The organism is Mesorhizobium sp. P2_B11 (assembly GCF_056404855.1).
Map to the genome: position 1 here is coordinate 107,419 of NZ_JBFUDF010000007.1, position 26,173 is coordinate 133,591.

Consider the following 26,173-nt stretch of genomic DNA (forward strand, 5'->3'; position numbering starts at 1 on the left):
GGTATATCGGCAGCGCTTGTTGCAGCTCGGACTGCCAGTTAGCCCTTTTTATCCACGCTCGCTTTCGCGGCGGCTGATACCAGCTGGATCGCGGGCCGCTCGCCGGGAGCTCCGCTCTTGGCGACGACGACCCGGTCGCGTCCTTGGCCTTTGGCATCGTACAGCGCGTGGTCGGCGGCATTGGTGATTTCTGCCCAACCCGACCCATGCTCGGGGTAGGCAGCGACGCCGAACGAGACCGTCACGGTGCCCAACGTGCGGCCGCGATGCGTCAGGTGAAGCTGCCTGATTGCCTGGCGCAGTGCTTCCGCCCGCTCGGCCCCTTCCTCGATCGAGCATCCCGGCATGACGATGGCGAATTCCTCGCCGCCGTAGCGCGACACGACATCGCTGTCGCGCGCGTGTTCGATCAATGTGGCGGCGACTTGCTTCAGCACGAGGTCGCCGGCTTCGTGACCGAACGTGTCGTTGAACTGTTTGAAATGATCGACGTCGAGCATGAGGATCGTCAGCGGCTGGGCCGAGCGCTCCATCCTGCGCAACTCGCGGCTGCTCGTTTCCTCAAGATAGCGCCGGTTGAACAGGCCGGTGTTCGGATCGCGGATCGATTGCTGCCGGAGCGTCTCGCGCAGGCGCAGATTGGCCAGTGCCAATGCCAGCGTGTCGACGACGCCGCGCAGGATCTGCTGCCGCTCCGTAAGCCATTGCGGCTTCTCGACCGCGTTCGGTTCGCACAGATGCAGGATGCCCAGCGTCTCGCCTTGCGCCGCCAGCGGCATGCAGACGTAGCCCTTCTTGCCGTTCTCGGTGATATGGGCGCAGCGCGGCGTCAGCAGGCCCGGGCCGGCGACATGCTCCTGGCCGCGCCGTAGCGCCCAGCAGTCTTCCGGCGCAAATTGCGTGGCGCTCGACCGGACGTCGCCCCAATGCGCCATCTCCTCGACCAGATTGCGCGAGGCGCTGGTCAAATGCACGGTTCCGCTCAGGCCGCCGAGGAACTCGGTCATGGCCGTGCCGACCACTGAAAAAGCTTCGGGGAAGGTCACGCAGGCCTGCAGCAATTCGCCAAGCTTGACCAGACGGGTGGTGGTTTCCGACTTCTCGTGCAGTTCGCGGTTAAGCACCGCCAGCTGATCGGCACGCTCGTTGACGACCCCTTCGGCGCGGCGCAGCTCGCTGATGTCGTTGAGGGTGAGGACCAGACCGCCGTCGGATCGGCTGAGCGGGCTGCAGCTGGCGACAACCGGCAGATGAGATCCATCGGATTTGGTCAGGCGCACCTCGCCCTGGTGCTGGCGGCCGGTGGCCAAGGCCATTTCGATCGGTGAAGCGCCGGCTGCGAAGGCGCCACCTCTTGGGTCGCGCACCGTCAGCACCGCATCCCATTGCTGCCCGACGATCTTGTCGGCGCGGCGCCCGATCATCGTTGCGGCCGCCGGATTGGCGCTGGCGATGCGGCCGTCGCCGTCCAGCACCGCGATGCCTTCGGCCGCCGTCTCGACGATATCCTCGACATGCGCCCGCGCCGATGCAAGCTGGTCCGCCATGGTGTTGAACCCGTTGGCCAGCTGGCCGAATTCATCCTTGCGGGCATGGCTGATGCGCGTCATGGCATTGCCCTTCGCCAGCGCTTCCATGCCGCCCATCATATCCTTGAGGCCGGAGCCGAAACGGCTGAGCAGCATCCACGCAAATGCGGCCGCGACCAGCACGGCCGCCGCCGCGCTAAGACCAACCAGCCAGAGCAGCCCGTTGGTGCGCTGTTCGGCGGCATGCAGGACAGGATCATATTCCAGCAGCACGGCGCCGATGATCGTATCCTCGGGATATTCGATCGGCACGGCCAGTATGGCGTTCACTTCCTCCGGGTCGACAAACTTGCGCGGGATGCCGTCTTCCAGCGTTTGGCTGATTTCGTTGCCGGGATCGTGTTCGAATTTTTCGCCGATCTTGTGCTCTTCGTCCGCGGCATGGGCAACGACGTTCTTGTTGCGGTCGAGGACCAGGAAGTCCCGACGCATGCGGCGATGCTGGTGCTCCATGAATTGCTTGAGTGCGTCAGGCCGCTCGAACAGCGAAGGCGTCCCGTCGGATGGCTTGAAGACGATGGTGTCGGCCAGTTCACGCGCGACGTTGGTCGCTTCGGTCAGTCCAAGATATTTGGTCGCCGCGATCTGCGTGAAGATGGCGACGCCGCCGACCAGCCCGATCAAGGCCGCGGCGCTTACCATGCTGAGGATGATCTGGCTTCTAATGCGCATGACACGAATCCGCCGCGGATACCGGCATCCTATGCGCTGGATCGAGCCTGTATTTCATTGTCTGTGTTTATTACCAAATGCTTATCAACGTGCTAACGGCGAGCCCCCCCGTCGAACTCAATCAAAGACGGGCGATTGCCGGCTTGTCAGCATGGCATGCCGAGGCCGCTCCTACCCGAAGCGGCCTCTTCGTGGGACTACCGCAGCCTTGCCGACCGTGGAAAATCCACCACCTCCGCCACTGGCCTTGTGTACTGGGCCGCAGCGATCGCCTCGATCAACAGGTCGAGCGCCGCAAGGGCCCCGCTACTCGTTTCGTCGTCGCCGCGCAGATAGTGGCAGGCCCGCTCCAGATGCAGCCGGGCGGCGGCAAAGTCGCTTTTCATAAGCTTCTCCTTATTGCCCGCCGTGCGCCGAACATGAGCGACTCGCTTTACGCGAAAGCAAACATCCACAGCCGCATTTGAATCGAATTGTCCTGACCTCGCCGGATGTGCTGGATGGAGAAACCTGTACAGCCTTGTTGGCCGCAGCCGTTGTTCCGGCAGGAAGAGATCGCAGCTTCCGACGCCTTGCTTCAAAGTTTTTCCAGATCGGTTATTCTTCGTCGCTCACGAGGTCACGATGAGCTTCAGCGCAAAACCCCTCGACGAGACCACATGGTCGCAATTCGCTGCGCTGGTCGAGCGGCATAACGGCGTCTGGGGCGGCTGCTGGTGCATGGCCTTCCACGCCAAAGGCGTCGGCGCTGCCGGGAACCGCGCCGAGAAGGAGGCCCGGGTCCGCGAAGGCCATGCACATGCGGCCCTCGTTTTCGACGGCGCCGCCTGTGTCGGCTGGTGCCAGTTCGGCCCGACGCAGGAGCTGCCGCGCATAAAGCACCGGCGCGCCTATGAGGAAGGGCTGACGAGCCTACCGGACTGGCGCATCACCTGCTTCTTCTCCGACAAGGCCTATCGCGGCAAAGGCGTGGCGGCGGCAGCGCTTGCCGGTGCGCTTGCCGAGATCGCCCGGCTCGGCGGCGGCGCTGTGGAAAGCTATCCCGAGGACGCGGAGGGCCGCTCGGTCGCCGGTGCCTTCCTGCACAATGGCACGCTGGCGATGTTCGAGGCTCAGGGATTCACGCGCAGCCGCAAGATCGGCAAGCACCGTTGGGTGGTCGAAAGGAATGTCAGGCCGGATGGTCTTTGACGGCCGATTCCCTACACCTCAAGCGGGGAACAGCGCTCACTTGCCTTCGAAGAAAGCGTGGATCGCAGCTTCCAGCGTCTCGATGAGCTCGGCATTGCGGGTGCTGCCGGCCCAGATCAAGGCATTGAGCCGCATGTCCTTGTTGAGGAAGTTCACCTTCCTCGTTTCCAGCAGATATTGCACCACGTCATAGTGGCGCCCCTTGATCGCTTCGATGAGCGCGCTGTTGCGGCCGGTCTTGTCGGCCGCATTGACGTCGGCGCCGTGTTCGACGAGCAGCTTGACGATATCCAGATGCCCGGTCCTTGCCGCCTCGATCAGCGCCGTGCGGCCATAATAGTCGGCGCGCGCGTCGATATCGATGTCGGGATGCTTGATCAGCGCCGTTATGGCGGCGTGGTGTCCCTTGGCCGCGGCGAGGCTGAGCGGCGTGCTTTTCCATTTGTTCCTGGAATTTACGTCGATCTCAGGATGCGAAATCAGTTCTTCGAGCACCGGACCGCGGGCGTTATGGGCGGCCAGATGCAACGCCGACCAGCCGCCCTCATCCGTCTGGTTGATGTCAGCCCCGGCCGCCAGCTCGGCGCGGAGGGTCTCGATGTCGCCTTTCTCCGCCGCGCCCAACAGGGTCGACCAGCCTCTCGCGTCCTCGGCTTCCAGGCCCACTGCAGCTGCCTCCGTGAACAGACTTGGCTAGGAGATGCACGCCGGCCTGGCCGGCGTGCGGTATCTTCGGCCAGAAGCCTTTCATAATCGCATGCATGGGGCAAACAGATTTCCGCGCTGCCAGGGCGGAAATCAGGGACCTTAAGCCGCTTGCAGCCGCTCCCGGCCGGGCTGCGGCGGGAAGGCGATGGCGATGCCGGCCGCGCCCAGGCCGACCAGCGCCGAACCGATGAACAGCCAGGAATAGCTGGCATAGGCGTCGAAGATCATGCCGCCGGCGAGCGGCCCGAACGACATGCCGAGGCTGGACAGCAGGGTTGCTGCGCCAAGCACCGTGCCGATGATGCGCGGCCCGAAATAGTCGCGTGCCAGCACGGCATAGAGCGGCATGACGCCGCCATAGGTGGCGCCGAAGATGATGGCCAGAAGATAGAACTGCTCGAGATTGCCGACGGCGAGATAGGCGGCAATCACCACCGCCTGGATGGCGAGGCCCACGATCAGCACCGGCTTGGCGCCCAGCCTGTCGCCAAGCACGCCGTAGAGCACGCGCCCACCGAGGCCGGCAAGGCCCTCGACGCTGTAGATCGACACGGCGGCCATGGGTGCAACGCCGCACGACATGGCATAGCTCACCATGTGGAAGATCGGCCCGGAATGGGCCGCGCAGCAGGCGAAGAAGGTCATGCCCAGCACCAGGAATTGCGGCGAGCGCAGTGCCTGGCCGACGCTAAAGCCGGGATCGTCCGCGACAGACGCCGGCGCGCTGCCATCCGATGCCGCGACCGCCACGGACGGCTGGCGCACCAGGAAGACGGCCGGCAAAAGCAGCACCCAGGCCATGATGCCGATGTCGAACATCGCCGTGCGCCAGTCATAGGCGGTGATCAGCCAGCGCGCGAAGGGCGAGATGGTCATCGGCGCCACACCCATGCCGGCCGAGACCAGCGATACGGCAAGGCTGCGATGGGTGTCGAACCAGGCTGTAGTGAGCGCGATCATCGGCGCGAAGAAGGCGCTCGCCGCCAGCCCAACGATCACGCCATAGCTCAGCTGGAAGACGATGAGCGAATTGGCGCGGCTCGCCACCACCAGCGACAGGCCAAGCAGCACAGCACCCGCAAAGACCACGGGGCGGGCGCCGACACGGTCATAAATGGCGCCCCAGGCGAAACCGCCTGCGCCCATCACCAAAAAATTCAGCGTCATGGCAGTGGAAATACCGGTGCGCGACCAGTTGGTGTCGAGCGCCATCGGCTCGAGAAAGATCGCCAGCGAAAACATCGCGCCAAGCGCAACACAGGTCATCAGCGCACCAGCCGCGACGATGACCCAACGATAGGAATTACCCATGGTCTTCTCCCGAAATCGGTTCGATGCGGCGCGACTTTTTCCAGCTCCGTTGCGCCGCTTGCGTCCGAAGGACGTTGGCGGGATTTCGAATCCGACAATCCGGTTGCATTTTTTATCCGGTTTACGCGGAAGTCCATCCGGATGCCGCGAAAGCAGGCGACGCAAGGGTTGCGCCGGTTGCCCGCAATACCCGGCCAAACCGCAAATTAACCCGGCTTGCCTTAGAAGTCCGTGCGGAGGCGGTCATGGATCTCGTCAGGCATATCAAGAATACGCACTACTTTGCCATCGCGGCCGGCGGTGTCGAGCCCTGGATCATGAAGCCGAGCCCAGGTTATTACGTGCCATTCCGGCATGGCATCTCGCCGAGCGGTCTTGCCTGGTTCTTCGACCCCAAGGAAGGGCTGTTCATCTACGACGTCAGGGCTCGCTCGCTGCGCCGGAATCTCAAGCTGCCGCCGGCGATGGGCAGGAACGGCCAGCCCGACCACCAGCACTCGAACTATGAGGCACTGCAAAGTCCGGATGGGCGCATGGTCTATCACCTGGTCAGCCATGGCATTCGATCGGTTGATCTTCGCGTAATCGATATTGAGCAGCAGGCTGTCGTCAAAGTCATCGAAGGCCTGCCGGGCGCTACGAGAATGAGCCATAACAGCGTGCTGGATGCCCAGGGCAGTGTCGCCTACGCTGCCCTTGTCGAGGACGCCGGGCAGCGCGGCTACGGACTGGCTCGTATCGATCCTGGATCCGGCGATGTCGAAACGGCATTGTGCCTGGGCAGCAATACCGACGACCGCCTGCATTCGCCAAGCCCCAACGGCCGCTACTGGTTGCGCTCCGACAATTCGCATCTGCCGCATGTCACACAACAGGGCGATGACTATTTCAGCTTCGGGATCGAGATATGGGAGGCTTCCCCGCTGCGACCTGTTGCTGTCGCTGCGCCAATGTGGATGACCGCCCATGAATTGCCGGACAAAGGGAATTTGGACAGCGGTGCCTGGAAAGGGGGCAGGCCTGCCAGGCGCGGCGATATCTATCGCAAGCTGTCGAATTTCCTGAAGGAGAACCCGCAATCGACCTGGCGCAATCTCAGCCACAAGAACGCCGACTGGCTTTGGCCAGAGGAGAAAGGCTTCTACGACAACGTCACCTCCAATCTGTTCGACTTCGGCTTCCGGGAAGAGGACATGATCGGCTGGCAGCCGGACAGCCAGGCGTTCTGGGTGCAAAGAAACAACTTCGTCGCCTGCATCGGTGTCGACGGAAAACACTCACCGAAGATGCGGTTCGAGCGCTTCGGCATGCGGCAAGGCACCTGGCTGCCTTGCGCGGCTATTTTCAAATCCGCCACGCCGCTCGATGGGCGGCGGTTGGAAATGGTGTTCGACAATGAGATCGTCATCGCCGACGGCACTGCGCAGGCGTCGACAACGGCCGTCCGCACGATCACGCGGCTGGAAGACGGATGCCGCCCGATCCCGGCGGATGGAAGCGCGGAAGCGGACGTGAAGCTGGCGCAGAAGGCCGAGGAACTGGCGAAGAAGCGCAGCATCTATCGTGTCGAACTGACTGCAATGGACGAGCCCGGCTGTGTGGCGGCCATCGATGCACTGACCGCGCAGATCGGCCCTGATATCAACGACCGCCCGCACGACAACCAGTTGCGCGCGGAGTTCATCGACGGCCGCAAGAAGCTCGATGAAAAGACGTTCTTCACCCATGTCGAAAACACCTGTGCGGCGGCCGCACCCGCGATCGCTCGGCTTCTGCAAGCCGTGTGTGAAAACCTCAATCCGCTGACCAGCGCCTACTATGAGCCCTACAAGGAGGACGCTTCGGTTGGCGCCTTCGGCTACGCGGCGCATGCGCTTGCCGTGCTCGACAAGGACAGCAATCCGCTGCTGCTGCGCTATGGCGCGTTGATGGACATGGAGCACGAGCACTTCTTCTTAGCCGAGATATTTCCTCTCATGCTCGCCAATGAGGCGAGTGAAGCCAGACGCCTGGAAATGGCCGAGAGCTATCTTGTCGGCGGGCTGGGCAACGCCGCCGATCCCTATCCGTTCTGGCGCTCTGCCGGCATGGAGAGACTGGCAAGTGCCCAGTTCTCGCCGCAAGAGTATGCCGGCCGTCTTTTGCGGCTGGCGCGGGAACGCGGCCTCTATGAAAATCCGAAAAGCGATTTCGGATACTTCGACTGGCTCGGCCGCGATATGGCAAAATCGCCGCCGGCGTGGGAGGCGGCGTTGCTCGATCAGCTTAGAATTGCCGTGGCGGCAAAACGGGCCTGACAGCCAGCGCGCCAGACGCAAAATACGCTGCTGACCAAATGCGCTGCTGAATTGACGAGCCGCTCTGCGGCACTAGGTTGGTGATCTCTTCAAACAGGAGATATCGCCCATGCAGCTCCACCGCGGCCGCCTCATCGACCACATCCAGCTGGTGGTCAGGGATCTCAAGGCCAGCCGGCGTTTCTACGAAGCCGTCTTCAAGGTGCTCGGTGTTCCGATCGGCGGCGAGGCCGAGGACTATTTCTGGGCCGACGAATTGTTCATCTCCAGCCTCGACAGCCGGGCGGCGAGGGGGCAACTGACCGGACGCCATCATCTGGCCTTCCAGGCCAGGGACAATGCCATGGTCGATGCGTTCTACAAAGCGGGCCTCGATGCCGGCGGCACCGACAATGGCGCGCCCGGCGAGCGGCCCTATCATCCCGGCTATTATGCCGCCTTCCTGCTCGACCCCGACGGCAACAACATCGAGGCGGTGTTTCATGGGCAGGCGAAGCGCAGCGCAGCCTCGGTCGAGATCAATTTCTAGTGCAATTCCAGGAAAGCGGGCGGCAGTTATTCGCCAGAAACTCGCGTAAAAACAAGGCGTTGAAGCGGCTCGCCGATTCAAACTGTGAGGATCAAGCCGGCGCGTAGCGATTGACCACCATGCCGCAGGCATAGGCTTTCGAACCGATGAGGCGCAGTTTTCTGAAGCCGCCCTGGTCGAAAATCCGTTCGCCGTCGCCGAGTGCGGCCGGGTTGATGAACAGCTGGAATTCGTCGACCAGCCCCGCCGCGATCAGCGCCGAGGCAAAGCCGGCGCCGCCGAACACCGCCATGTCGCCGCCACCTTGAGCTTTCAGCGCGTTGACCTCGCGCGGCAGGTCGCCGCTGGCGAGCGTCGTGCGCTCCCAGCGCGATGCCTTAAGCTTGTCGCTCAGCACCACTTTGCGCGCTTCGACGATGCGTTGCGCAAAGGCATAGAAGGGATCGCGCGGATAGTTCTTGGCGGCATTGCCCCAATGGGTGAGGTAACCCTCCTCGGCCATCTTGCGGCTGAGCAGGATGGTGTCGATGCCGGCGAACACCGCATTGAAATCCTGCTTCAGTTCGTCGTCCCACGGGCAGTTGCCGCCCCACTCCCAGAGCTGCCAGTGCTCGTCGCCGGCCGCACCGACAAAACCGTCGACCGACATCTGCATCTGCAGGATCAGCTTTCTCATCGTCTCTCTCCTCGTTCGACCGGTATGCGGCCAGGCAGCTCGGCCATGTAGTCGCTTTACTTTTGGAACCATTGACATGGCGAAAAAATGATGTCAATAGTAAAGTGATTTAAAAATGGAACCATAGAAATGTCGACCAGGGAAAGATCCGGTTGCCCCATCAGCCTGTCGCTCGAACTGCTCGGCGACCGCTGGACGCTGCTGATCGTCCGCGACCTGGTTTTTGCGGGAAAGAAGCACTTCCGGGAGTTTTTGCTGTCAGGCGAAGGCATCTCGTCGCGCACGCTGGCCGAGCGGCTGCAGACCTTGCAGGATGAGGGCATCGTCACCAAAAGCGACGACCCCACGCACAAGCTCAAGGCGATCTACCGGCTGACCGAGGCTGGCATCGACCTGTTGCCGGTGCTGGCGACACTCGGTGCCTGGGGCAGCAAATACCGCAAGGCCGATCATGAGATGGCGAGAATTGCGGTCGAGTTGGCAGCCGGCGGCGAGGCGGCACTTGAGCAGATGAGGAAGAAGCTGCGCGCCGAGCACATCGGCTAGGGCGCAACGCTAGCGCCCCCTTGGCTATGGCCGCGCTACATCGACAGACGTTCTTCGGGTGACGCTATCATCGATGCATCACCAGGCTCATCCATCCCATCCCGCAAATCGCTGTGGCCTCAGCCATGTCTGCTTCGGGTTGCCATCGCCCGAAAGCACGGCCTCTGCCAGCCAGCGCGCGGTGGCGGGGGCGGCATGCATGCCGATCGAGCCCATGCCGCCATGCACATACAGCCCCTCGATCGCGGTGCGGCCGGCGACAGGCAGCCCGTCCGACAGCATCGGGCGGTTGCCGGGATAGACATTCGTCACCCGAGGCGAGCCGAGGCCGGGCAGCATGCGCAGCGTGCGTGCCGCGATGCGAGCTGCCATGTCGGTGTTGCGCACCAGATCGCGAAAGGCCGGCTGCACTGACGCGCCGAGCTTGGCGTCGCCGCCGCGCATTGGATTGAGGCAGATCGCTTCCACGGCCGGCTGGTCGTCGCGCTGCAAAGCGACATCGGCAAGCCCAGACAGGCTCATGCGCCGCCCGAGTTCCTCCTGGTCCGGCCATGTCAGCTCCTCGACGATCCACGGCAGCTCGAAATCGAGCTTGCCCAACTGGATCAGCCAGCCGCGGCCGGCGGTGAAGGGCAGGCCGGGCAATGGCCCGTCACCGACGGTGCGCCGGAGCATATCGGACATCCACAGGCCATTGGCGATGAAGACCAGATCGGCCGGGATGATGCCCTGGTCGGTCAGCACGCCCTCGACCTTGCCGTTGCGCGAAAAAATCTGCGCGACGCGCAGGCCGGTGCAGATTTTGGCGCCCGCCTCGCGCGCGGCGTGCGCGAAGGCATGGGTCGCGCCCATCGGCTCCAGCGTCCAGGCGCGGCCGACATGGTAGCCGCCGGCCACCTGGAAGCCGATGCGCTTGTGGTCGCGCGCCAGTTCCGCGCCGCTGATCCTGTCCATCGTGACCCCGGCGGCGCGGTAGCGCCCGGCGATATCGGCCGCCGCCTCAAAACTTTGCTCGTCTTCCGAGATCAGGAGATGGCCGATCCTGGCGAACTCGAACGGCACCGGGCCGGCGGCAAGCTCCTCATAGATCGCTGCGCAGGCGTCGAGCATTTCGACCACCTCCGGCTGCGGACCGCTGAGCAAGGTGCCGGTGTTGCGCCCCGAGGATTCGGCCGCGATCAGGGTCTGCTCCAGGATGAGCGTGTTGACGCCTCTCGACGCCAGTTCCCAGGCCAGCGTACAGCCGGCAATGCCCCCGCCGATGACGATGGCATCGACCGGGGCGCCCGCGGCGGAAGCGGTTTGCGGCACGATCTCCTCCCTACGAAGCTCGTATACGAGTATACGAGATTTGTATATTCGTGCAAGCTAATATTTGCTAATGTATGGTCGTTGTGGTCGCCGTTGCCGTTTACCTCTCCCGTGAAGAATTGGGGAGGGAGCGCCGGGGCAAGAGCTTTGGCCTTCTCTGCGTCACAATCTGGGAGTGTACGCGTACGCATGAACAGCCAATGGCCTGACTTTCGAAGGTCCGGCGCCGGCAGGCGGATGAAGGACAGCGCCCATGACGTTGGCGGCAGGAGCCGCTGAAGTTGGCAGGAGGGATCGTATGGGTGGGTTTGCCGAAATGCAGCGGCCGCAGACGGTGGCCGAACAGGTCGCCAATGTGCTGCGCGAGGCGATCGCCGATGGCAGCCTGGCGGACGGCACGATACTGCGCCAGGACGATCTTGCGTTGCGCTTCGGCTTCAGCCGCATGCCGATCCGCGACGCGTTGCGCCAACTCGAGGCCGAAGGCATCGTCCAGATCCACCCGACCAAGGGCGCGCATGTCGCCCGCATGGACGCCACCGAGATCAGGGAGATCTTTGCGCTGCGCGACCTGCTTGAAAGCCAGGCGCTCAACCTGTCTGTCCCAACGCTTGGCAGTGAAAAGCTCGACGAGGCCGCGCAGGTGCTTGCCCGCATCGACGCCGAGCCCGATGTCGCCCGATGGGGCGTGCTGAACCGGACCTTCCATCTGGCGCTCTACAGCGCCTGCGGCAACGCCCGGCTGCTCGCCCTGATCGAAGCGCACCACAATGCCGCCGACCGGTATGTCCGCATGCTTCTGTCCAGCCTCGACTATCGCGGTGTCTCGCAGGCCGAACACCGCGAACTGCTCACCGCCTGCCGCAAGCGCGACACGGCGGAAGCCGTGCGCGTGCTGAAGAAACATCTCTGCGATGGCATGGAGACGCTGTCCAAGGCGGGGATATTGCGGAACGGGTGACTTGTCCCGCCTGCGCCTCTGCGCATAGCCTCAGCCAGGCCCGGCGGGAGGAGAATCGCTTGGACACGACTGTCGTCATTGTCGGTGCCGGCCCGGCCGGCCTGGCGGTCGGCGCCTGCCTGAAGCGGGCAGGGGTGGATTTCGCCATCCTCGAAAAAGCCGGGGAGGTGGCGCCCGCCTGGCGACGTCACTATCGGCGGCTGCATCTGCATACGGTGAAGTCGTTCTCCTCGCTGCCGTTCCTGCCATTCCCCAGGGACTATCCGCGCTACGTGCCGCGCGAAATGGTCGTTCGTTATCTCGACGACTACGCACGAAAATTCGATCTGCGTCCCCGCTTCGGGGTGACTGTGAAAGCCATTCGCCGCAACGACAGCGGTTTTCTGGTCGAGACCGGATCGGAGACCCTGAAGGCGCCCCATGTCGTCATCGCCAGCGGCAACAATGCCGAGCCGATCGTTCCCCGGCTCGCCGCCATCGAGGCCTTCAAGGGCGACGTCCTGCACAGCGCCGATTACACGCAGGCTGCTCCATACACCGGTCGCTCGGTGCTGATCGTCGGCATGGGCAACACCGGCGCCGAGATCGCGCTGGACCTTGCCGAAGGCGGCGCCAAGCCCACCATTTCGGTGCGCAAGGGCGTGCACATCGTGCCGCGCCAGCTGTTCGGCGTGCCGATCCAGATGGTCGGCATCGCCAGCCGGCCGATGCCGCAGGCGGTGAACGACTGGATGTTCCCGATCATTCTCGATTTCGCCCTGGGCAAGCTCGAAAAGTACGGCATCGTGCGGCCGAAACAGGGCATCCTGCAGCAGATCGACGAGGTCGGCCGCATCCCGGTCATCGATGTCGGCACGGTCGACGCCATCACCAAAGGCGCCATCAGGATCGCGCCCGACATCGCGCGCTTCACCGAGCACGGCGCGCTATTCACCGACGGCAGGCAGGAAGCGTTCGACGCCGTCATCCTCGCCACCGGCTACCGTCCGGGCTACGAGAAATTCGTTCCGGCGGAACTGCAGCCGGAACGCAGCGGCGTCAACGCCCGCTCCTCGCAACTCGGCCTCTACCTCGTCGGCTTCTACAACCCGGTCACCGGTCTGCTCCGGGAAATCGGCAGGGAGGCGAAGGCGGTGGCGGCCGACATTGCGCGACGGGTCTGAGTATCGAATACGTTTTTTGCAGCAATGCGGCGCGGGCACTAAGGCACGGCGATGAAACGTCTGCTGTATTCGGTTTTTGCCATTCTGTTTTCGACATGGGCGCACGCGCATGTTCCGCCAACAGCTTTGGCTGACGCCACGGATTTGTACGCCAAATTCGATGAGCTTTTGCGGCAGCGCCAGAGTGAAGGCAACTTGCCGACGCTTAAAAGGCCACAAGACCGCGACCTGCTCCGCAAGCTCTGGGACCATGAGGCCTTGATAGGCACGCCGCCATACGATGCAAGCGATCAGGACACGCTATTTTTTGTAATGAACAAGAGTGGGGCTCTGACAAGGCCCTACGGTCAGGGCGGACCGTCTTTGCACGATGAAGCCACGCTTTCGATGGCATTCCTAATTAGGGTTTCTGGTGCTTTGCAACTGGCTTTCGACGATTATCTCGCCCACCAAACCAACGTTGCCGAACTTTTGCGCGGCAACGGGGCCAAGGCTCGGGGAGGGGTAGAGAAAATGCTTCGTGGCGCGGCGATTTTTCTGTCCGATCCGGCATTGGAGGATAAGAACAAGATACTTCTGGTTGATGCGCTGAGAACCAGCGGTCCTTTTCTGGCGCAGAGCGTTTCCCTTGATCGTCGCCAGGCCATGATTGACTTGTTCGCCCCGTTGGTTGGTCAGCTTCCTGTACCTTCCCTGGAGTCGCTCAATATCTTCATGCAAGGAATCAAGACGGCCGACTGCAACCTCTTGTGCGCTGACGGTAAGTAATATCGATGCAGAGTGTCGTCGGCCGGGCTGAAAGGCCTCAATCCGACACCCGCGCCGCATCCCCCTCATCCAGCAGCCATTGTCGCACCGCCTGCGTCGGTTCGGGATGGCGCTGTTTGCGTGGCACCACGACATAAAAATCCTGCGTGCCGCGCATTTCCGCGCGCAGCGGCTGCACCAGTCGGCTGGCGGCAATGTCGGCCGCAACCAGGAAGCGGCTGGCTAATGCAATACCCTGGCCGGCAATGGCGGCGTCGATCGCCAGCCCGGTCTGGTTGAAGCGCATGCGTTTGGTCTCGCTGGCCATTTTCAGGCCGAGCGTTTTTTCCATGAACTCCGGCCACAGATTGTGCGCGTCGTGCAGCAGCACGTGATGCTGGATGTCGGCCGGCGCGATCTCGTTCGCGCCGGCCGGCAACAGGGCAGGGCTGCAGATGGCCACGATCTGCTGTGGGAACAACAGGTCCACCATCAGTCCGGCGCCGAAGGGCGGGCGGCCTTGCCTGACCGCGATGTCGACGCCATCGGCCTGAAAGCTCGACAGGCTTTCGCTTGCCAGGATCCTGAGGTCGACGAGTGGATTGTGCGCCACGAACTCCGGCAGTTTCGGGATCAGCCATTTGGTGGCAAAGCTCGGCGTGACGCTGATCGTCAGCCTTGCCGGTTCGGGCCGCAACAGCAAGGTGGCCTCCGAGATCAGGTCGAAGGCGCGGCGGATGTTGGGCACATAGGCGCGGCCTTCGTCGGTCAGCGCCAGGCCGCGCGGCAGCCGCTCGAACAGTTTTGCGCCGAGATCGGCTTCCAGCCCGCGTATATGCTGCGCCACCGCTCCTTGCGTTACGTTCAGCTCCTCGGCGGCGATGCGGAAGTTGAGATGACGCGCGGCGGCCTCGAAGGCGCGCAGCGCATTCAACGGTGGCAGGCTGAGGAAGGCTTCGGGCATGCAGTAGTTTTTCTACAGCTTGATTTCAGGCTTTCTGGTTCGAACCAGATCGCAAAACCGGTTATAGCATTGCTCGAACCTCGAAAACATGGCTTTCAGAGCCCCGCCAACCCGTGAAGGAAATCGACATGAGTGTAGAAAAAGTGGCAGTGGTCGTTGCCGGCGGCAGCGGCATGGGTGCGGCAGCGGCAAAGCGGCTGGCGGCGGACGGGTTCAAGGTTGCGATCCTGTCGTCCTCCGGCAAGGGCGAGGCACTGGCCAAGGAGCTTGGCGGTCTCGGCGTCACCGGCTCCAACCAGTCGAATGAGGATCTGCAGCGCCTTGTCGACCTGACGCTCGAGCGCTACGGTCGCATCGACGTGCTGGTCAACAGCGGCGGCCACGGGCCGCGCGCGCCGATCCTCGAGATCACGGACGAGCAGTGGCACACCGGCATGGATGTCTATCTGCTCAACGTCATCCGCCCGGTGCGCATCGTGGCGCCGCAGATGGTCAGGCAGAAGGCCGGCGCCATCATCAACATCTCGACCGCCTGGGTGGTCGAGCCGAGCCCGATGTTCCCGACGTCCGCCGTGTTCCGCGCCGGCCTTGCCGCCTACACCAAGATCTTCGCCAACACCTATGCCGCCGACAATGTGCGCATGAACAACGTGCTGCCCGGCTGGATCGACAGCCTGCCGGCCACCGAGGAGCGTCGCGACAGCGTGCCGATGCAGCGTTACGGGACATCTGAGGAAGTCGCGGCCACCATCGCCTTCCTGGCGTCCGAGGGCGCCGGCTACATCACTGGCCAGAACATCCGCGTCGACGGCGGCATCATCCGCGCGATCTGATCAAGCAGGTCAAAGCGTGATCGCCAGACCGCGAAAGATCGCGATCAAACAAGGGAATAGAGCCAGATCCTGAATCAGTTCGTGACGGCTCTATTTCCCGGTCATCAGATTGAAGACCAGCTGCCGCAGATTGCCGCCGGGACCGAATTCGACCTTGTCGAAGTCGCGGCTGGCCTGGCGCTGCGCCAGCGAGATCTGAGCAAGCTGCCGGGTCAGCTCGGTGCGGATCTTGCTGCAGCCGGGATCGTCGGCGACGGTCATGCCGACGCTGATCGCTTCGATCTTGTGCACCATTTCGACGATTGCCGCGCCATGCACCTTTTCGTGGGCGGCGAGCCCGGCGGCGAAAATCTCCCAGCTCTTCTGCACGGCAGGAGACAGCGGCGCGGCCGGCTTGGGCAAGGTGTAGGTGATGATGAGTTTCGGCCGCGCCGATTTGATAACGCAGGCGCCGCCTTGCGGCTTGTAGTCCCGGGTCCAAGTCAGCTTGAAATTGGTGTGCGCAATGACTCGGCCCTTTCCCAGCAGCGGGCCTGCTTCGCCGATCGAAGCGTAGAGTTCGGGCCCGCTCTGGCCCGATATGGCATAGGTCTCGACCTTCTCGACCGGCTTCCAGTCGGCGCGGGCGGGCGAGGCGAGGAGCAAGGCCGGCAGCAGGGTGAACAGAACGACTGATTTCATGCCGATATCGAGGAGGCCGCCACGGATGTCATGCTTTCGCTCTAGCATCGCGCGCGCCGGCTGACAAAGTGGCTTCGGGTTTTAGTCCTTGCGGCCCCGACAAGCAGCATCATAGTCCGCCAGCACCTGGCCAACCGCCGCGTGGAAAATCGCCTCGGGATTGCCGGCCGGTCCAAGTGCGGCCGGCAGCGTCGGCAGGAACTGCCGCATCAGCGTTTCAGGAATGGCCACGTCGGTGAGCGCCTTGCGCAGGCGGTCGACGGCGGCGATGGCGGTGGGGTTGCTCCAGTAGTAGCGGATCCGGTCGCTGTAGCTGTAATGCCGCTGCAGATAGAGGCTCGCCTTATCGCCATGATAGTGGCTGTGCCAATGGCCGGGCGCAGCCAACATCACGCGCTCCATCGTGCGTGCGAGCGATCGGTCGCCATAGTCGGCAACCATTTCGGAGGCGACCAGGTCGAGACCGTAAAACGCCTCGCGCAGGGCAAATGTCAGGCCCGGACCCACTTTAAGGATCGGAAAGCCGTTGGCGACGAGCGCTGTCAGCGCCGTGCGGCTCTGATAGTCGGTGGAATGCGCCTCGTAAACGAGCGAGCGTTGCTCATCGAGCAATCCGGTCAGGCCTTTCGACTTCTCGGGCGCGTAGGCGACGACATTCTGGCTGCCGAATTCCACGCCCGGCTGCACCACCACGGCGATGACGCGGCCAAAGGCGTCCGTCAGGCCTTCGCGGGCAAAGATGTCGCGATGAATCTCGATCGTGCGCCGCGCCGCCGCGGCGTCAGTGGGCTTCAACTTGCTGATTGCGTGGTCGACGCCGCCCGGAGCGGGAACCTCGGTGCCGATGATGTAGACCGGCAATACGCCGCCGCGCGCGAGCGCTGCCTTTTCAGCCGCCTTGGCCAGGCGCGCCGCCCGGGTCGCGATGGTCTCGTCGTCGAGCGCCGCCGGCTCGCCGGCGCAACCCATCGAGGCGTCGAGATGGATCTTGCTGAAGCCGGCCCAGACGTAAGCCGTGACCATGGCTTCGGCCTTGCTCATCGCCTTTGCGGCCGGTTCCGCACGCCACGGGTTCGGTCCGAGATGATCGCCGCCAAAGATAATGCGCCGGGGGTCGAGACCTTCCCTGCTGGCGATTTCCAGGACGAAGGCGACGAACAGGTCCGGGGTCATCCCGGTGTAGCCGCCGAACTGGTTGACCTGATTGCAGGTTGCTTCGATCAGCAGGCTGGCTTCCTTGTCCGCAACGGCGCGCCTGATCGCCGTCTGGATCACCAGCGGATGCGCCGAGCAGATCGAGGTGATGCCGTAGGGTGTTCCGTTGCGGCGGGCAGCGGCGAGACCGCCAAGGGGATTGGCCATCATCTCGCTGTTCCCTTGATGAATTGATCGAGCCCGTCGAAGCCGGCAACGCCCTCCATCGGGCCTTGCCGCGTGACGTTGCGGGCACCGGCGGCATTGGCATAAAGCAGCGCTTTGCCGGGCTCCATTCCCAGGCGGCGGCAGGTCAGGTAGGTCGCGCCAAAGCAATCGCCGGCGCCGGTCGGGTCGACCTCCTCGACCAGGAACCCGGCGCTGTCGATCCGGGAGCCGTCGGCGCCGAACCATGACGAGCCGGCGGCCCCGCGCTTCAGCACAATCTCGCCGACGCCCCGGGCAAACAATGCCGCCACCGCCTGGTGCTCGTCATCGACGCCGGCCGCGGCGAGCAATTCGTCGCCGGACGGCAAAAGCAGATCGGCATCGTCAACCAGCGTCGAAAACAGCGCGCCGTCGGCGCCGTCAATCAATTCCTTGCGCATGTTCGGGTCGAACGAGGTCGAGCCGCCACGGGCGCGCACCGCCTGCACGGCGTAAGTCACGATTTCCCTCAGCCCGGCCACCGACAGCGTCGATCCCATAATGTGCAGATGGCCGGCTCTATCCGCCAGCAGACGTGCAGCGGCGGTGAGGCGGATTTGGCCAGCGGCGGATTCGGCGATGTTGTAGACAAAGTCGCGGCCGCCATCGGGCCGGTAGCGCACGAAGGCGCATCCGGTCGGGAACCGGTCGCTGACATCGACGGCGGAAACGTCGACGCCGTCGCGCCTCAGTCTTTCCAGGTTGAGCGTGCCGAAATCGTCACGCCCGATGCAGCCGATAATGCCTGCGCCGCCGCCCAGCCTGCCGACCTGATCGATGAAGATCGCCGGCGCGCCGCTCGGGAAGGGCCCTGTCAGCGTCTGCGGTTCGAGGAAGCCAAAGCCCCGTTCCGTCGCCATGATTTCGACCAGGATTTCGCCGGCCACAATCGTTGGCCCCGCGGCCTCGGCGGCGATCTCGCTGCGGCGCGAAAGGCTCATGCTTGCAAATCCTTCTCTCCCCAACCGGACCGCGCGCGGATCATGGCGGCGTGTGCCAGGCTACAGTCGAGGTAAATCGCTGGGAGAGCGAAGTCAACACAAACTGAACGTGCGTACATTTATTTTCATTCGCATGCGCCCTTATCGGTGTGCCTCGTCTTCCCGCAACCATTGCGGAAAGCGACCCTGGCTCCAAAAATCGCGTATTGCCGCGCTTGACTTGCCTGTCCTCAAGCGCAATAAAATATATACGCATGTTCACTTACGCATGCGCATTCGTAAAGGAGGAGACGAAATGCCAATTGGTAAGCGTATTGGAATTTTCGCCGCGTCGGTCGCTGCGTCGGCACTGGCGGCGGGTGCCGCCCTGTCCGAGGAGATCACGGTTGCGACGGTCAACAATGGCGACATGATCATCATGCAGAAGCTGTCGCAGGAATGGGAGAAGGCGACGGGAAACAAGGTCAACTGGGTCGTGCTCGAGGAGAACGTGCTGCGCGAGCGGGTCACCACCGACATCGCCACCAAGGGCGGCCAGTTCGACGTTCTGACCATCGGCGGCTATGAAACGCCGATCTGGGGCAAGAGCGGCTGGCTGACATCGCTCAACGATCTCGGCGACGACTATGACTATGACGATCTGATCGCGCCGGTTCGCAGCGGCCTGACCGTCGACGGCAAGCTCTACGCCGTGCCCTTCTATGCCGAGAGCTCGTTCACGCTCTACCGCAAGGATCTGTTCGATGCCGCCGGCCTGAAGATGCCGGAGCAGCCCACCTATGACCAGATCACGGAATTCGCCGACAAGCTCACCGACAAGTCGAAGGAACAATACGGCCTGTGCCTGCGCGGCAAGCCGGGCTGGGGCGAGAACATGGCCTTTGTCGGCACGCTGGTGAACACATTCGGCGGCCGCTGGTTCGACATGGACTGGAAGCCGCAGATCAATTCGCCCGAGTGGAAGAAGGCGATCGGCTGGTATGTCGACACCATGAAGAAGGACGGCCCTCCGGGAATAAGCTCCAACGGTTTCAACGAGAACCAGACTTTGTTTGCCTCCGGCCACTGCGCCATGTGGATTGACGCCACGTCCGCCGCGGGCCGCGTCTATGATCCCAAGCAAAGCCAGGTTGCCGACAAGGTTGCCTTCGCCAAGGCGCCGGTGGCGGTCACCCCCAATGGCTCGGCCTGGGGCTGGGCATGGAGCCTCGCCATCCCGACCTCGACCAAGAAGGTGGATGCCGCAAAGTCGTTCGTAAAATGGGCGACCTCGAAAGCCTATGTCCAGCGCGTCGGCGAGACCGAAGGCTGGGTTGCGGCACCGCCGGGAACGCGCAAATCCACCTATGCCAGCGCGGACTACCAGAAGGCGGCGCCTTTCGCCGCGACGGTCCTTGCAGCGATCGAATCCGCCGATCCGACCAAGCAGACCAGGGATCCGGTTCCCTATACCGGCATCCAGTTCGTCGCCATCCCCGAATTCCAGGGCATTGGAACCGAGGTCGGTCAGGCGATTGCCGCCGCGGTCACCGGCCAGCAGTCGGTCGACGACGTGCTCAAGGATGCCCAGGCCTCGGTGGAGAAGACGATGACGGAGGCGGGTTACATCAAGTAGGCGCGTTCAAGCCAGGGACGGTGCGTGTGCCGTCCCCGGCGATCCGGGCCTGGAAAAGCCTCCCATTGCAGCAGGCCCGGAGGATGCACGGACCCGTCCACAGCGGGTCCGTGCTTTCCTTGAATTCGCTCGCAGGGGCATGCCTCCCATGACGTCGCGCCGGCCGTCATTGGGCGGCACATCTTTCGAGAAACTTTGGAAAAGATTGAAATGAGACTGAACAACAAGATTGCCCTCATCACCGGCGGCGCGCGCGGCATTGGCCTCGGTTTTGCGCAAGCCTATGCGCGCGAAGGCGCCAGGGTTGTGATTGCCGATATCGACATCGAGCGTGCGACGCGGGCGGCTGCCGCGATCGGCCCTTCGGCCAGCGCTGTCAAGCTCGACGTCACCGACCTCGAAGCGATCGACAGGGTGGTCGCCGAAGTCGACCGCGAACTCGGCGGCATCGACATTCTCGTCAACAATGCGGCCATCTTCGACATGGCGCCGATCACCGATATCACCGAGGCAAGCTACGATCGCGTCTTCGCCATCAATCTCAAGGCGCCGCTGTTCATGATGAAAGCGGTGGCCAATGTGATGATCGCGCGTGGCCGCGGCGGCAAGATCATCAACATGGCGAGCCAGGCCGGTCGCCGGGGCGAGGCACTGGTGACGCTTTACTGCGCCTCCAAGGCGGCGATCATCTCGGCGACGCAGTCGGCGGCATTGGCGCTGGTCAAGCACGGCATCAACGTCAATGCCATCGCGCCCGGCGTCGTCGATGGCGAGCACTGGGATGTCGTCGACGCCCATTTCGCCCGCTGGGAGGGCCTGAAGCCCGGCGAGAAGAAGGCGGCGGTGGCGAAGTCGGTCCCGATCGGCCGTTTCGCCCAACCCGAGGACATTGCCGGGCTCGCCGTCTTCCTGGCCTCGTCCGACAGCGACTACATTCTGGCACAGACCTACAATGTCGACGGCGGCAACTGGATGAGCTGAAGCGCTCTCCAAGCCGCATCGCCAAGGGAGATTGACATGAAGGCCATCCGATTTACCGCCGCGGGCGTTGCCGGCATGGCGGAACTGGACCTGCCAAAGGTCAAGCCGGGGCACGCTCTGGTGCGGGTCCGCGCCGCAGGGCTTTGCCACACCGACATCGAGGTCCTGCATGGCCGCTACGGGGAGGGCGCGTTTCCGTTGGTCCCCGGTCATGAATATACCGGCACGGTCGAGGCCGTCGCCAGCGATGTGACCACCGTAAGGCCCGGTGACCGGGTCGCCGTCGATCCCAACATCCCGTGCGGGCATTGCCCCGCCTGCAGCAAGGGTCTCACCAATCTGTGCGCCAGCCTGAAGGCCTATGGCGTGACCGCAGATGGCGGCTTCGCCGAGTTCAGCCTGGTTGCCGTCGACCATCTGCACAGGATCGGCGATCTCGGTTTCGCCACGGCGGCGTTGGCCGAGCCGCTCGCCTGCGTGCTGAACGGCCTGGGTAGCGCCGGCATCGAGGCCGGCAAAACCATGCCCGGCACCGCGCTGGTCTTCGGCGCCGGGCCGATCGGCCTGCTGCTGGCCCTGTCGCTCAGGGCCAAGGGCGTCAAACACGTGGCGGTTGCCGACATCAGCGAGCAGCGGCTCGCCTTCGCTGAGGCGCTCGGGCTGGAGCCGCTGGTGTCCGGATCGCAGGCGCTGTCGGCGCAGGCGCGCAGCTTCGATTTCGTCGCCGACGCCACCGGTGTGGCCAAGGTGGTCGAAGGCATGATCGGCTTCACCGCCGATGGCGGCACGGCGCTCGTCTTCGGCGTCTGCGCGCCAGACGCCAGGATTTCGGTTGCCCCGTTCGAGATTTTCCGCCGCCAGATCAGATTGGCAGGATCGCATTCGCTGAACCGCAACATCCCGCAGGCGCTCGACATCCTCAGCCAAGACGACGGCACGATGGCGCGGCTGGTCAGCCACCAGCTGCCGCTTTCCGAACTGCTGCCGTTCTTCGCCAAGGGCGGCAGTGATCCGGCAACAATGAAGGTACAATTCTCCGCGGAACAGTAGAATCCGCATGGGCCGCTGCCATGGCAGCCAAGCGGGAATGACTGTTGCTTCGCCTTTCCGAAAAAACGTGACTCATCTATCAAGATGACAGTCCGGACAGGGAGCGTGTGAATGGCAAAGACGATCAGGACGATGGAGGACTTCTCCGACTTCGTCGGTCTGTCGCGCACCACCGTCTCCAAATATTTCAACGACCCCAATTCGGTCCGCAAGAACACCCGCAGCGCCATCGAGGCCGCGCTGAAGAAATCCGACTTCCGGCCGAGCATGTTCGCCGTTAATCTCAACCGCCGCCGCAGCAACATTTTGGGCGTCATCATTCCGAACTCGACCGACCCGTTCTATATGGCGCTGACGCGTCGCATCGAGCTGATCGCCAACGAAGCCGGCTTCCTGGCGTTTGTCCTTTCCTCGGACGGGCGCGCCGAAATGGAGGACCAGGCGATCCAGACGTTCCGATCGATGAACATCGCCGGCGCCATCATCGCGCCGCTCGGCGTGCGGTCGCACCACCGGATCCTGGCCGAGCTCGGCTCGAGCATTCCGCTGATCTACGTCGACTCGCCGCTCGACGAGACCTCCTCCTTCGTCGGCACCGACAACAGGCAAAGCTTCAGGCTGATCGTCGACTATCTCTGCCGCTCCGGCGAGCCGCCCTGCTACTTCGCCATGCCGCTCGTCAACAACAACGCCTCGGCGCGGCAGGATGCCTATGTCGAGGCCATGCAGCAGTTCAAGATGACGCCTGAAATCGTGCCCGTCACGGATGCGCGGTCGTGGGATTTCGAGAAATTCGGCTTTGACGAAGCGCTGCGTATCCTGAAGTCACAGGGCTTTCCGACCAAAACGGTGCTTTGCGCCAACGACCGTGTTGCCTTCGGCGTGCTCGCCGCTGCCTATCAGCTCGGCCTGAAGGTGGGCCATGGCGCGGATTGCGACCTCAGGGTCGCCGGGCACGACGACCATCCGCTGTCGCGCTACGCCTGCCCACCGATCACGACAGTGGCACAGAACTACAACGAGATCGGCCGCTTGGCGATTGAACTCCTGCTGCAGCGGCTGGATGAAAAATCGCCGGCCGCCAAACCCGGCAGCGGCCGCATCCTGCTCAACGCCGAGCTGATGCTGCGCAGCTCGGCTTGAGGGGGGAGGCAGCAGGAATCGGGTGGCGGTTGCCACGACGGCATGCAAATTCGGCCCGGTCGCACGAAAGGGACAGCCATGCTCACGCTTCATGACTATCTGCCGTCGCAAAATGGCTGGAAGGCGAGGGTGCTGCTTGGCCTGTTGAATATCCCCTACGACAGCCATCTCGTCTCGATCTTCGAGGGCGAGAGCCACACAGACGCTTTCCTGAAGCTCAACCCGGCCGGCGCCGTTCCGGTGCTCGAGCTGGAGGATGGCCGCGCGATTGCTGAATCGAATGCCATCCTGATCTATCTCGCCGAAGGCACGTCGTTTCTGCCGGCCGACCGCTATGTCAAAGCCAAGGTCATGCAATGGCTGTTCTTCGAACAGTATCATGTCGAGCCGGTCATCGGCTCGCTGCGTTTCTGGACGCTGACCGGAAGGCTGGAGCGCAACCAGGCCATGGTCACGGCCAAGCGCGAGGCCGGCGCCCGCACGCTCGCCGCGCTGGAGCGCAGCCTGACCGACACCCAGTTTCTTGTCGGCGACACGCTCACGATCGCCGACATCGCCGTCTATGCCTACAGCCATCTGGCCGAGGATTGCGGCTATGCGCTGGCGGATTTTCCGGCGGTCCTTGCCTGGATGGGTCGAGTGGCGGATGCCATCGGTCCTGGCTATCCCGTGCATGTCTACGGCATCGATCCGCATTCGGGTGGGTGAGGGCAGTAGGGCAGTAGGTGTGTGCGGTCGGCATCACCTTATCTTCCCCTACTGCCTTACTGCCCTACTGCCTTATTCCCCTAACTTCTACGCCCTCGACAGCGCCCTGCGCAAAATAACCGAGGCATGGCCGCCGACGCCGTGCGCGGCCGGCCGGCGCTCGACCGCTTCGAAGCCGTGCTTGCGATAAAAGGCGATCGCCCGGGCGTTGCCTTCGATCACCTCCAGCGCAATGCTGGGAATGCCGGCATGGGCGGCGAGCACTGCGTGCAGCAGGTCGGTGGCGAGCCCGCTGCCGAACTCGGTCCTGTCGATATGCAGCCGGTCGAGCAGGACGTCGCCGCGGTCGTCCATCGCCGCCATCGCATAGCCTGATATCGAACCGTCCGGCCGTTCGGCCACGAACGACATCTTGTTGTCATCCAGCAATTCGGCCGCCAGCCGCTCGGGCGCGTGCCTGTCGTCGGAGAGCCGCGCGGTGGTCTCAGGCCCCATGATCGGTGAATAGGTGCGCCGCCAGGATTCACCCAACAGCCGCGACACCGAGGGCACGTCTCTTGCGGTCATGGCTCTGATCTGGGTCATCGCGACGATCATGCCAAGCTCACGCCGGCAATCAAGATGCTGTCGCCACGCAAGTGTGTAAAAGGGGGAGAAGGAAGGATCCTACCTGTCGATCGTCGTCATCACCCGCTCATTGTAGCGCGGCCCTGCAACCTTTCCCGGCGCCAGCGCGTCATCGAGCGCGGCCATCTCGGCAGCGTCGAGCTGGATCGCGGCGGCGACAACATTTTCCTCCAGATATTTTCGCCGCTTGGTGCCGGGAATCGGCACGATATCGATGCCGAAACCGTTGCCCTTGGCGAGCACCCAGGCCAGCGCGATCTGCGCGGGCTTTACGCCCTTGGCGTTGGCCACCTCTTGCACGGCAGCCGCTGCCGTGACGTTGGCGTCGTAATTGGCGCCCTGGTAGCGCGGGTCGCCGCGCCGGAAATCGCCTTCGGGATACTCCTCGGCGCGCTTGACGTCGCCGGCAAGAAAACCGCGGCCGAGCGGCGCGAACGGCACCAGGCCGATCCCGAGCTTCTTGAGCAGCGGGATGATCTCCGGCTCGAGATTGCGCTCCCACAGCGAATATTCGCTCTGCAGCGCCGACACCGGGTGCACGGCATGCGCGCGGGCAATGTTGGCCGCGCCCGCCTCGGACAGGCCGAAGAAGCGCACCTTGCCCTCGGCGACCAGTCGGCCGATCGTGCCGGCGACGTCTTCCATAGGCACCGCCGGATCGACCCGGTGCTGGTAGTAGAGGTCGACATGGTCGGTGCCGAGCCGCCTCAGCGAACCTTCGAGCGCCTCGCGAATATGCTCGGGCCGGCTGTCGCGCTCGGTGCCGACCTGTCTGCCGTTTTCGATGCGGAAGCCGAATTTGGTGGCCAGCGTCACTTCATCGCGCCGGCCCTTCAGCGCCCGCCCGAGCAATTCCTCATTGGCGTAGGCGCCGTAGACTTCGGCCGTATCGAGGAAGGTGCAGCCGAGCTCGATGGCGCGGTGCAAGGTAGCGATCGATTCCGCTTCATCGGCCGGGCCGTACGACTGGCTCATGCCCATGCAGCCGAGGCCGATCACTGAGACCTGCAGCCCCTGGCTGCCGAGTTTGCGTGTTTCTAGCGCCATGTTCGTTCCCTGTATTAATCCGCTTGTGAGAATAGGAACCTACCGGTCGATTTCCATAGACGAGGCGTGAAATACAGGCCGATCACGCAAGGTGTGAACAGCGCTCCATTTCGCGCCCGGCGGCGCAAAATTGACAGACCGCTTGATCTCCCGCATCCTTAAAGCGCCGCCATGTCTTGCGGCTGTTGGGTATGAGCGTAGCATGGCCAGTTCCGTCACCAGCCAGAATTCCAAGCGCGCCGCGGTGCGCAAGGCGCTCGACCGCCACAAGGTCTATGTCACCGCGCAAAGCTTTTCCGGCGGCGTCTACTCTGCCCGCGTGCTGGTCGACGGCGAGGCCTACTGGGTCGACGAATTCCGGCTGAGCCAGCTGCAGGGCGGCCTTTCACCGGCCGAGCTCGACCTGACGCCGGCCACCGACGATTGAGCTGCCGTCGATTGCCATCGATTGAGCAGCCGCCGCATCCCGCCTAGCATGCGG

26 protein-coding genes are annotated in these 26,173 nt (G+C 63.5%); 14 read left to right on the forward strand and 12 right to left on the reverse strand.

Annotation, left to right across the window (positions count from 1 at the left end; translation table 11 throughout):
• Positions 1-38: 38 nt before the first annotated feature.
• Together AC1DYJ_RS23350 and AC1DYJ_RS23355 are read right to left on the reverse strand one after the other, a co-directional pair.
• Positions 39-2,261 carry a sensor domain-containing diguanylate cyclase gene (locus tag AC1DYJ_RS23350; protein WP_477281948.1) on the reverse strand — a complete coding sequence of 741 codons (2,223 nt, stop codon included), beginning with the start codon at positions 2,259-2,261 and terminating at the stop codon, positions 39-41.
• 197 nt (positions 2,262-2,458) lie between these two features.
• A complete protein-coding gene (locus AC1DYJ_RS23355; protein ID WP_477281950.1) occupies positions 2,459-2,647 on the reverse strand; it encodes a hypothetical protein in 189 nt (62 codons plus the stop codon).
• A 238-nt stretch (positions 2,648-2,885) separates the two neighbouring features.
• Here AC1DYJ_RS23355 and AC1DYJ_RS23360 point away from each other — a divergent pair, with 238 nt between their 5' ends.
• Complete coding sequence (locus AC1DYJ_RS23360; RefSeq protein ID WP_477281952.1) at positions 2,886-3,452, forward strand: hypothetical protein; 567 nt, start codon at positions 2,886-2,888, stop codon at positions 3,450-3,452.
• 36 nt (positions 3,453-3,488) lie between these two features.
• Here the strand turns inward: AC1DYJ_RS23360 and AC1DYJ_RS23365 are convergent, their stop codons facing one another.
• Positions 3,489-4,118, reverse strand: a complete 630-nt coding sequence (locus AC1DYJ_RS23365) for an ankyrin repeat domain-containing protein (protein ID WP_477281954.1) — start codon at positions 4,116-4,118, stop codon at positions 3,489-3,491.
• Positions 4,119-4,259: 141 nt separating this feature from the next.
• Complete coding sequence (locus tag AC1DYJ_RS23370; RefSeq protein ID WP_477281955.1) at positions 4,260-5,471, reverse strand: MFS transporter; 1,212 nt, start codon at positions 5,469-5,471, stop codon at positions 4,260-4,262.
• Between the two features lie 245 nt (positions 5,472-5,716).
• Here AC1DYJ_RS23370 and AC1DYJ_RS23375 point away from each other — a divergent pair, with 245 nt between their 5' ends.
• Together AC1DYJ_RS23375 and AC1DYJ_RS23380 are read left to right on the forward strand one after the other, a co-directional pair.
• Positions 5,717-7,768 (forward strand): hypothetical protein, encoded by a 2,052-nt coding sequence (locus tag AC1DYJ_RS23375; RefSeq protein ID WP_477281957.1) that lies wholly within the window; start codon positions 5,717-5,719, stop codon positions 7,766-7,768.
• 109 nt (positions 7,769-7,877) lie between these two features.
• Positions 7,878-8,297 carry a VOC family protein gene (locus tag AC1DYJ_RS23380; RefSeq protein WP_477281959.1) on the forward strand — a complete coding sequence of 140 codons (420 nt, stop codon included), beginning with the start codon at positions 7,878-7,880 and terminating at the stop codon, positions 8,295-8,297.
• A gap of 91 nt (positions 8,298-8,388) precedes the next feature.
• Here AC1DYJ_RS23380 and AC1DYJ_RS23385 read toward each other — a convergent pair whose 3' ends face one another.
• The gene (locus AC1DYJ_RS23385) at positions 8,389-8,973 is read right to left on the reverse strand and encodes a dihydrofolate reductase family protein (RefSeq protein ID WP_477281961.1); all 585 of its coding nucleotides are present in this window, start codon (positions 8,971-8,973) and stop codon (positions 8,389-8,391) included.
• Between the two features lie 129 nt (positions 8,974-9,102).
• Between AC1DYJ_RS23385 and AC1DYJ_RS23390 the strand changes: the two genes are divergently transcribed.
• Complete coding sequence (locus AC1DYJ_RS23390; protein WP_477281963.1) at positions 9,103-9,519, forward strand: winged helix-turn-helix transcriptional regulator; 417 nt, start codon at positions 9,103-9,105, stop codon at positions 9,517-9,519.
• 87 nt (positions 9,520-9,606) lie between these two features.
• Here the strand turns inward: AC1DYJ_RS23390 and AC1DYJ_RS23395 are convergent, their stop codons facing one another.
• Positions 9,607-10,830: an NAD(P)/FAD-dependent oxidoreductase gene (locus AC1DYJ_RS23395; RefSeq protein ID WP_477281965.1), complete on the reverse strand. Its 1,224-nt coding sequence runs from the start codon at positions 10,828-10,830 to the stop codon at positions 9,607-9,609.
• 298 nt (positions 10,831-11,128) lie between these two features.
• Between AC1DYJ_RS23395 and AC1DYJ_RS23400 the strand changes: the two genes are divergently transcribed.
• From AC1DYJ_RS23400 to AC1DYJ_RS23410, 3 genes are read left to right on the forward strand one after another with little or no spacing between them, the layout of a single operon-like run.
• Entirely contained in the window at positions 11,129-11,791 is a 663-nt protein-coding gene (locus tag AC1DYJ_RS23400; RefSeq protein WP_477281967.1) for a GntR family transcriptional regulator, read from the forward strand.
• 59 nt (positions 11,792-11,850) lie between these two features.
• Positions 11,851-12,954, forward strand: coding sequence for a flavin-containing monooxygenase (locus tag AC1DYJ_RS23405; RefSeq protein ID WP_477281969.1), 1,104 nt, complete (start codon positions 11,851-11,853; stop codon positions 12,952-12,954).
• A gap of 51 nt (positions 12,955-13,005) precedes the next feature.
• Complete coding sequence (locus AC1DYJ_RS23410; RefSeq protein WP_477281971.1) at positions 13,006-13,722, forward strand: hypothetical protein; 717 nt, start codon at positions 13,006-13,008, stop codon at positions 13,720-13,722.
• Positions 13,723-13,759: 37 nt separating this feature from the next.
• On the opposite strand, the gene gcvA is transcribed toward AC1DYJ_RS23410, so the two are convergent.
• A complete protein-coding gene (gcvA, locus tag AC1DYJ_RS23415; RefSeq protein WP_477281973.1) occupies positions 13,760-14,665 on the reverse strand; it encodes a transcriptional regulator GcvA in 906 nt (301 codons plus the stop codon).
• Positions 14,666-14,793: 128 nt separating this feature from the next.
• Here gcvA and AC1DYJ_RS23420 point away from each other — a divergent pair, with 128 nt between their 5' ends.
• Entirely contained in the window at positions 14,794-15,498 is a 705-nt protein-coding gene (locus tag AC1DYJ_RS23420) for an SDR family oxidoreductase (RefSeq protein WP_477281975.1), read from the forward strand.
• 90 nt (positions 15,499-15,588) lie between these two features.
• On the opposite strand, the gene AC1DYJ_RS23425 is transcribed toward AC1DYJ_RS23420, so the two are convergent.
• From AC1DYJ_RS23425 to AC1DYJ_RS23435, 3 genes are all read right to left on the reverse strand, one after another.
• Positions 15,589-16,179, reverse strand: coding sequence for a DUF922 domain-containing Zn-dependent protease (locus AC1DYJ_RS23425; RefSeq protein WP_477426269.1), 591 nt, complete (start codon positions 16,177-16,179; stop codon positions 15,589-15,591).
• A gap of 81 nt (positions 16,180-16,260) precedes the next feature.
• The gene (locus AC1DYJ_RS23430) at positions 16,261-17,541 is read right to left on the reverse strand and encodes a D-tagatose-bisphosphate aldolase, class II, non-catalytic subunit (protein ID WP_477282621.1); all 1,281 of its coding nucleotides are present in this window, start codon (positions 17,539-17,541) and stop codon (positions 16,261-16,263) included.
• Entirely contained in the window at positions 17,541-18,521 is a 981-nt protein-coding gene (locus AC1DYJ_RS23435; protein WP_477281979.1) for a tagatose kinase, read from the reverse strand. Before AC1DYJ_RS23435 ends, AC1DYJ_RS23430 begins: the two co-directional genes overlap by 1 nt.
• Before the next feature lie 295 nt (positions 18,522-18,816).
• Between AC1DYJ_RS23435 and AC1DYJ_RS23440 the strand changes: the two genes are divergently transcribed.
• The 5 genes from AC1DYJ_RS23440 (at position 18,817) to AC1DYJ_RS23460 (ending at position 24,018) form a co-directional block, all read left to right on the forward strand.
• Positions 18,817-20,136 (forward strand): ABC transporter substrate-binding protein, encoded by a 1,320-nt coding sequence (locus tag AC1DYJ_RS23440; protein WP_477281981.1) that lies wholly within the window; start codon positions 18,817-18,819, stop codon positions 20,134-20,136.
• Positions 20,137-20,346: 210 nt separating this feature from the next.
• Positions 20,347-21,117 (forward strand): L-iditol 2-dehydrogenase, encoded by a 771-nt coding sequence (locus tag AC1DYJ_RS23445; RefSeq protein WP_477281983.1) that lies wholly within the window; start codon positions 20,347-20,349, stop codon positions 21,115-21,117.
• A gap of 36 nt (positions 21,118-21,153) precedes the next feature.
• Positions 21,154-22,167 (forward strand): zinc-dependent alcohol dehydrogenase family protein, encoded by a 1,014-nt coding sequence (locus AC1DYJ_RS23450; protein ID WP_477281986.1) that lies wholly within the window; start codon positions 21,154-21,156, stop codon positions 22,165-22,167.
• Between the two features lie 132 nt (positions 22,168-22,299).
• Positions 22,300-23,310 carry a LacI family DNA-binding transcriptional regulator gene (locus tag AC1DYJ_RS23455; protein WP_477282623.1) on the forward strand — a complete coding sequence of 337 codons (1,011 nt, stop codon included), beginning with the start codon at positions 22,300-22,302 and terminating at the stop codon, positions 23,308-23,310.
• 78 nt (positions 23,311-23,388) lie between these two features.
• Positions 23,389-24,018, forward strand: coding sequence for a glutathione S-transferase family protein (locus AC1DYJ_RS23460; RefSeq protein ID WP_477281988.1), 630 nt, complete (start codon positions 23,389-23,391; stop codon positions 24,016-24,018).
• Positions 24,019-24,105: 87 nt separating this feature from the next.
• Here the strand turns inward: AC1DYJ_RS23460 and AC1DYJ_RS23465 are convergent, their stop codons facing one another.
• The gene (locus tag AC1DYJ_RS23465; RefSeq protein WP_477281990.1) at positions 24,106-24,603 is read right to left on the reverse strand and encodes an N-acetyltransferase family protein; all 498 of its coding nucleotides are present in this window, start codon (positions 24,601-24,603) and stop codon (positions 24,106-24,108) included.
• 81 nt (positions 24,604-24,684) lie between these two features.
• A complete protein-coding gene (locus AC1DYJ_RS23470; RefSeq protein WP_477281991.1) occupies positions 24,685-25,692 on the reverse strand; it encodes an aldo/keto reductase in 1,008 nt (335 codons plus the stop codon).
• Positions 25,693-25,894: 202 nt separating this feature from the next.
• On the opposite strand from AC1DYJ_RS23470, the gene AC1DYJ_RS23475 reads away from it, so the two are divergent.
• Entirely contained in the window at positions 25,895-26,119 is a 225-nt protein-coding gene (locus tag AC1DYJ_RS23475; RefSeq protein ID WP_181060457.1) for a hypothetical protein, read from the forward strand.
• Positions 26,120-26,173 lie beyond the last annotated feature (54 nt).

Coding starts and splice junctions, on each gene's coding strand:
- AC1DYJ_RS23350 (WP_477281948.1), bottom strand. CDS start 2,261: ATGCGCATTAGAAGCCAGATCATCCTCAGCATGGTAAGCGCCGCGGCC.
- AC1DYJ_RS23355 (WP_477281950.1), bottom strand. CDS start 2,647: ATGAAAAGCGACTTTGCCGCCGCCCGGCTGCATCTGGAGCGGGCCTGC.
- AC1DYJ_RS23360 (WP_477281952.1), top strand. CDS start 2,886: ATGAGCTTCAGCGCAAAACCCCTCGACGAGACCACATGGTCGCAATTC.
- AC1DYJ_RS23370 (WP_477281955.1), bottom strand. CDS start 5,471: ATGGGTAATTCCTATCGTTGGGTCATCGTCGCGGCTGGTGCGCTGATG.
- AC1DYJ_RS23375 (WP_477281957.1), top strand. CDS start 5,717: ATGGATCTCGTCAGGCATATCAAGAATACGCACTACTTTGCCATCGCG.
- AC1DYJ_RS23380 (WP_477281959.1), top strand. CDS start 7,878: ATGCAGCTCCACCGCGGCCGCCTCATCGACCACATCCAGCTGGTGGTC.
- AC1DYJ_RS23385 (WP_477281961.1), bottom strand. CDS start 8,973: ATGAGAAAGCTGATCCTGCAGATGCAGATGTCGGTCGACGGTTTTGTC.
- AC1DYJ_RS23390 (WP_477281963.1), top strand. CDS start 9,103: ATGTCGACCAGGGAAAGATCCGGTTGCCCCATCAGCCTGTCGCTCGAA.
- AC1DYJ_RS23400 (WP_477281967.1), top strand. CDS start 11,129: ATGGGTGGGTTTGCCGAAATGCAGCGGCCGCAGACGGTGGCCGAACAG.
- AC1DYJ_RS23410 (WP_477281971.1), top strand. CDS start 13,006: ATGAAACGTCTGCTGTATTCGGTTTTTGCCATTCTGTTTTCGACATGG.
- gcvA (WP_477281973.1), bottom strand. CDS start 14,665: ATGCCCGAAGCCTTCCTCAGCCTGCCACCGTTGAATGCGCTGCGCGCC.
- AC1DYJ_RS23420 (WP_477281975.1), top strand. CDS start 14,794: ATGAGTGTAGAAAAAGTGGCAGTGGTCGTTGCCGGCGGCAGCGGCATG.
- AC1DYJ_RS23425 (WP_477426269.1), bottom strand. CDS start 16,179: ATGAAATCAGTCGTTCTGTTCACCCTGCTGCCGGCCTTGCTCCTCGCC.
- AC1DYJ_RS23430 (WP_477282621.1), bottom strand. CDS start 17,541: ATGGCCAATCCCCTTGGCGGTCTCGCCGCTGCCCGCCGCAACGGAACA.
- AC1DYJ_RS23435 (WP_477281979.1), bottom strand. CDS start 18,521: ATGAGCCTTTCGCGCCGCAGCGAGATCGCCGCCGAGGCCGCGGGGCCA.
- AC1DYJ_RS23440 (WP_477281981.1), top strand. CDS start 18,817: ATGCCAATTGGTAAGCGTATTGGAATTTTCGCCGCGTCGGTCGCTGCG.
- AC1DYJ_RS23445 (WP_477281983.1), top strand. CDS start 20,347: ATGAGACTGAACAACAAGATTGCCCTCATCACCGGCGGCGCGCGCGGC.
- AC1DYJ_RS23450 (WP_477281986.1), top strand. CDS start 21,154: ATGAAGGCCATCCGATTTACCGCCGCGGGCGTTGCCGGCATGGCGGAA.
- AC1DYJ_RS23455 (WP_477282623.1), top strand. CDS start 22,300: ATGGAGGACTTCTCCGACTTCGTCGGTCTGTCGCGCACCACCGTCTCC.
- AC1DYJ_RS23460 (WP_477281988.1), top strand. CDS start 23,389: ATGCTCACGCTTCATGACTATCTGCCGTCGCAAAATGGCTGGAAGGCG.
- AC1DYJ_RS23465 (WP_477281990.1), bottom strand. CDS start 24,603: ATGACCCAGATCAGAGCCATGACCGCAAGAGACGTGCCCTCGGTGTCG.
- AC1DYJ_RS23470 (WP_477281991.1), bottom strand. CDS start 25,692: ATGGCGCTAGAAACACGCAAACTCGGCAGCCAGGGGCTGCAGGTCTCA.
- AC1DYJ_RS23475 (WP_181060457.1), top strand. CDS start 25,895: ATGGCCAGTTCCGTCACCAGCCAGAATTCCAAGCGCGCCGCGGTGCGC.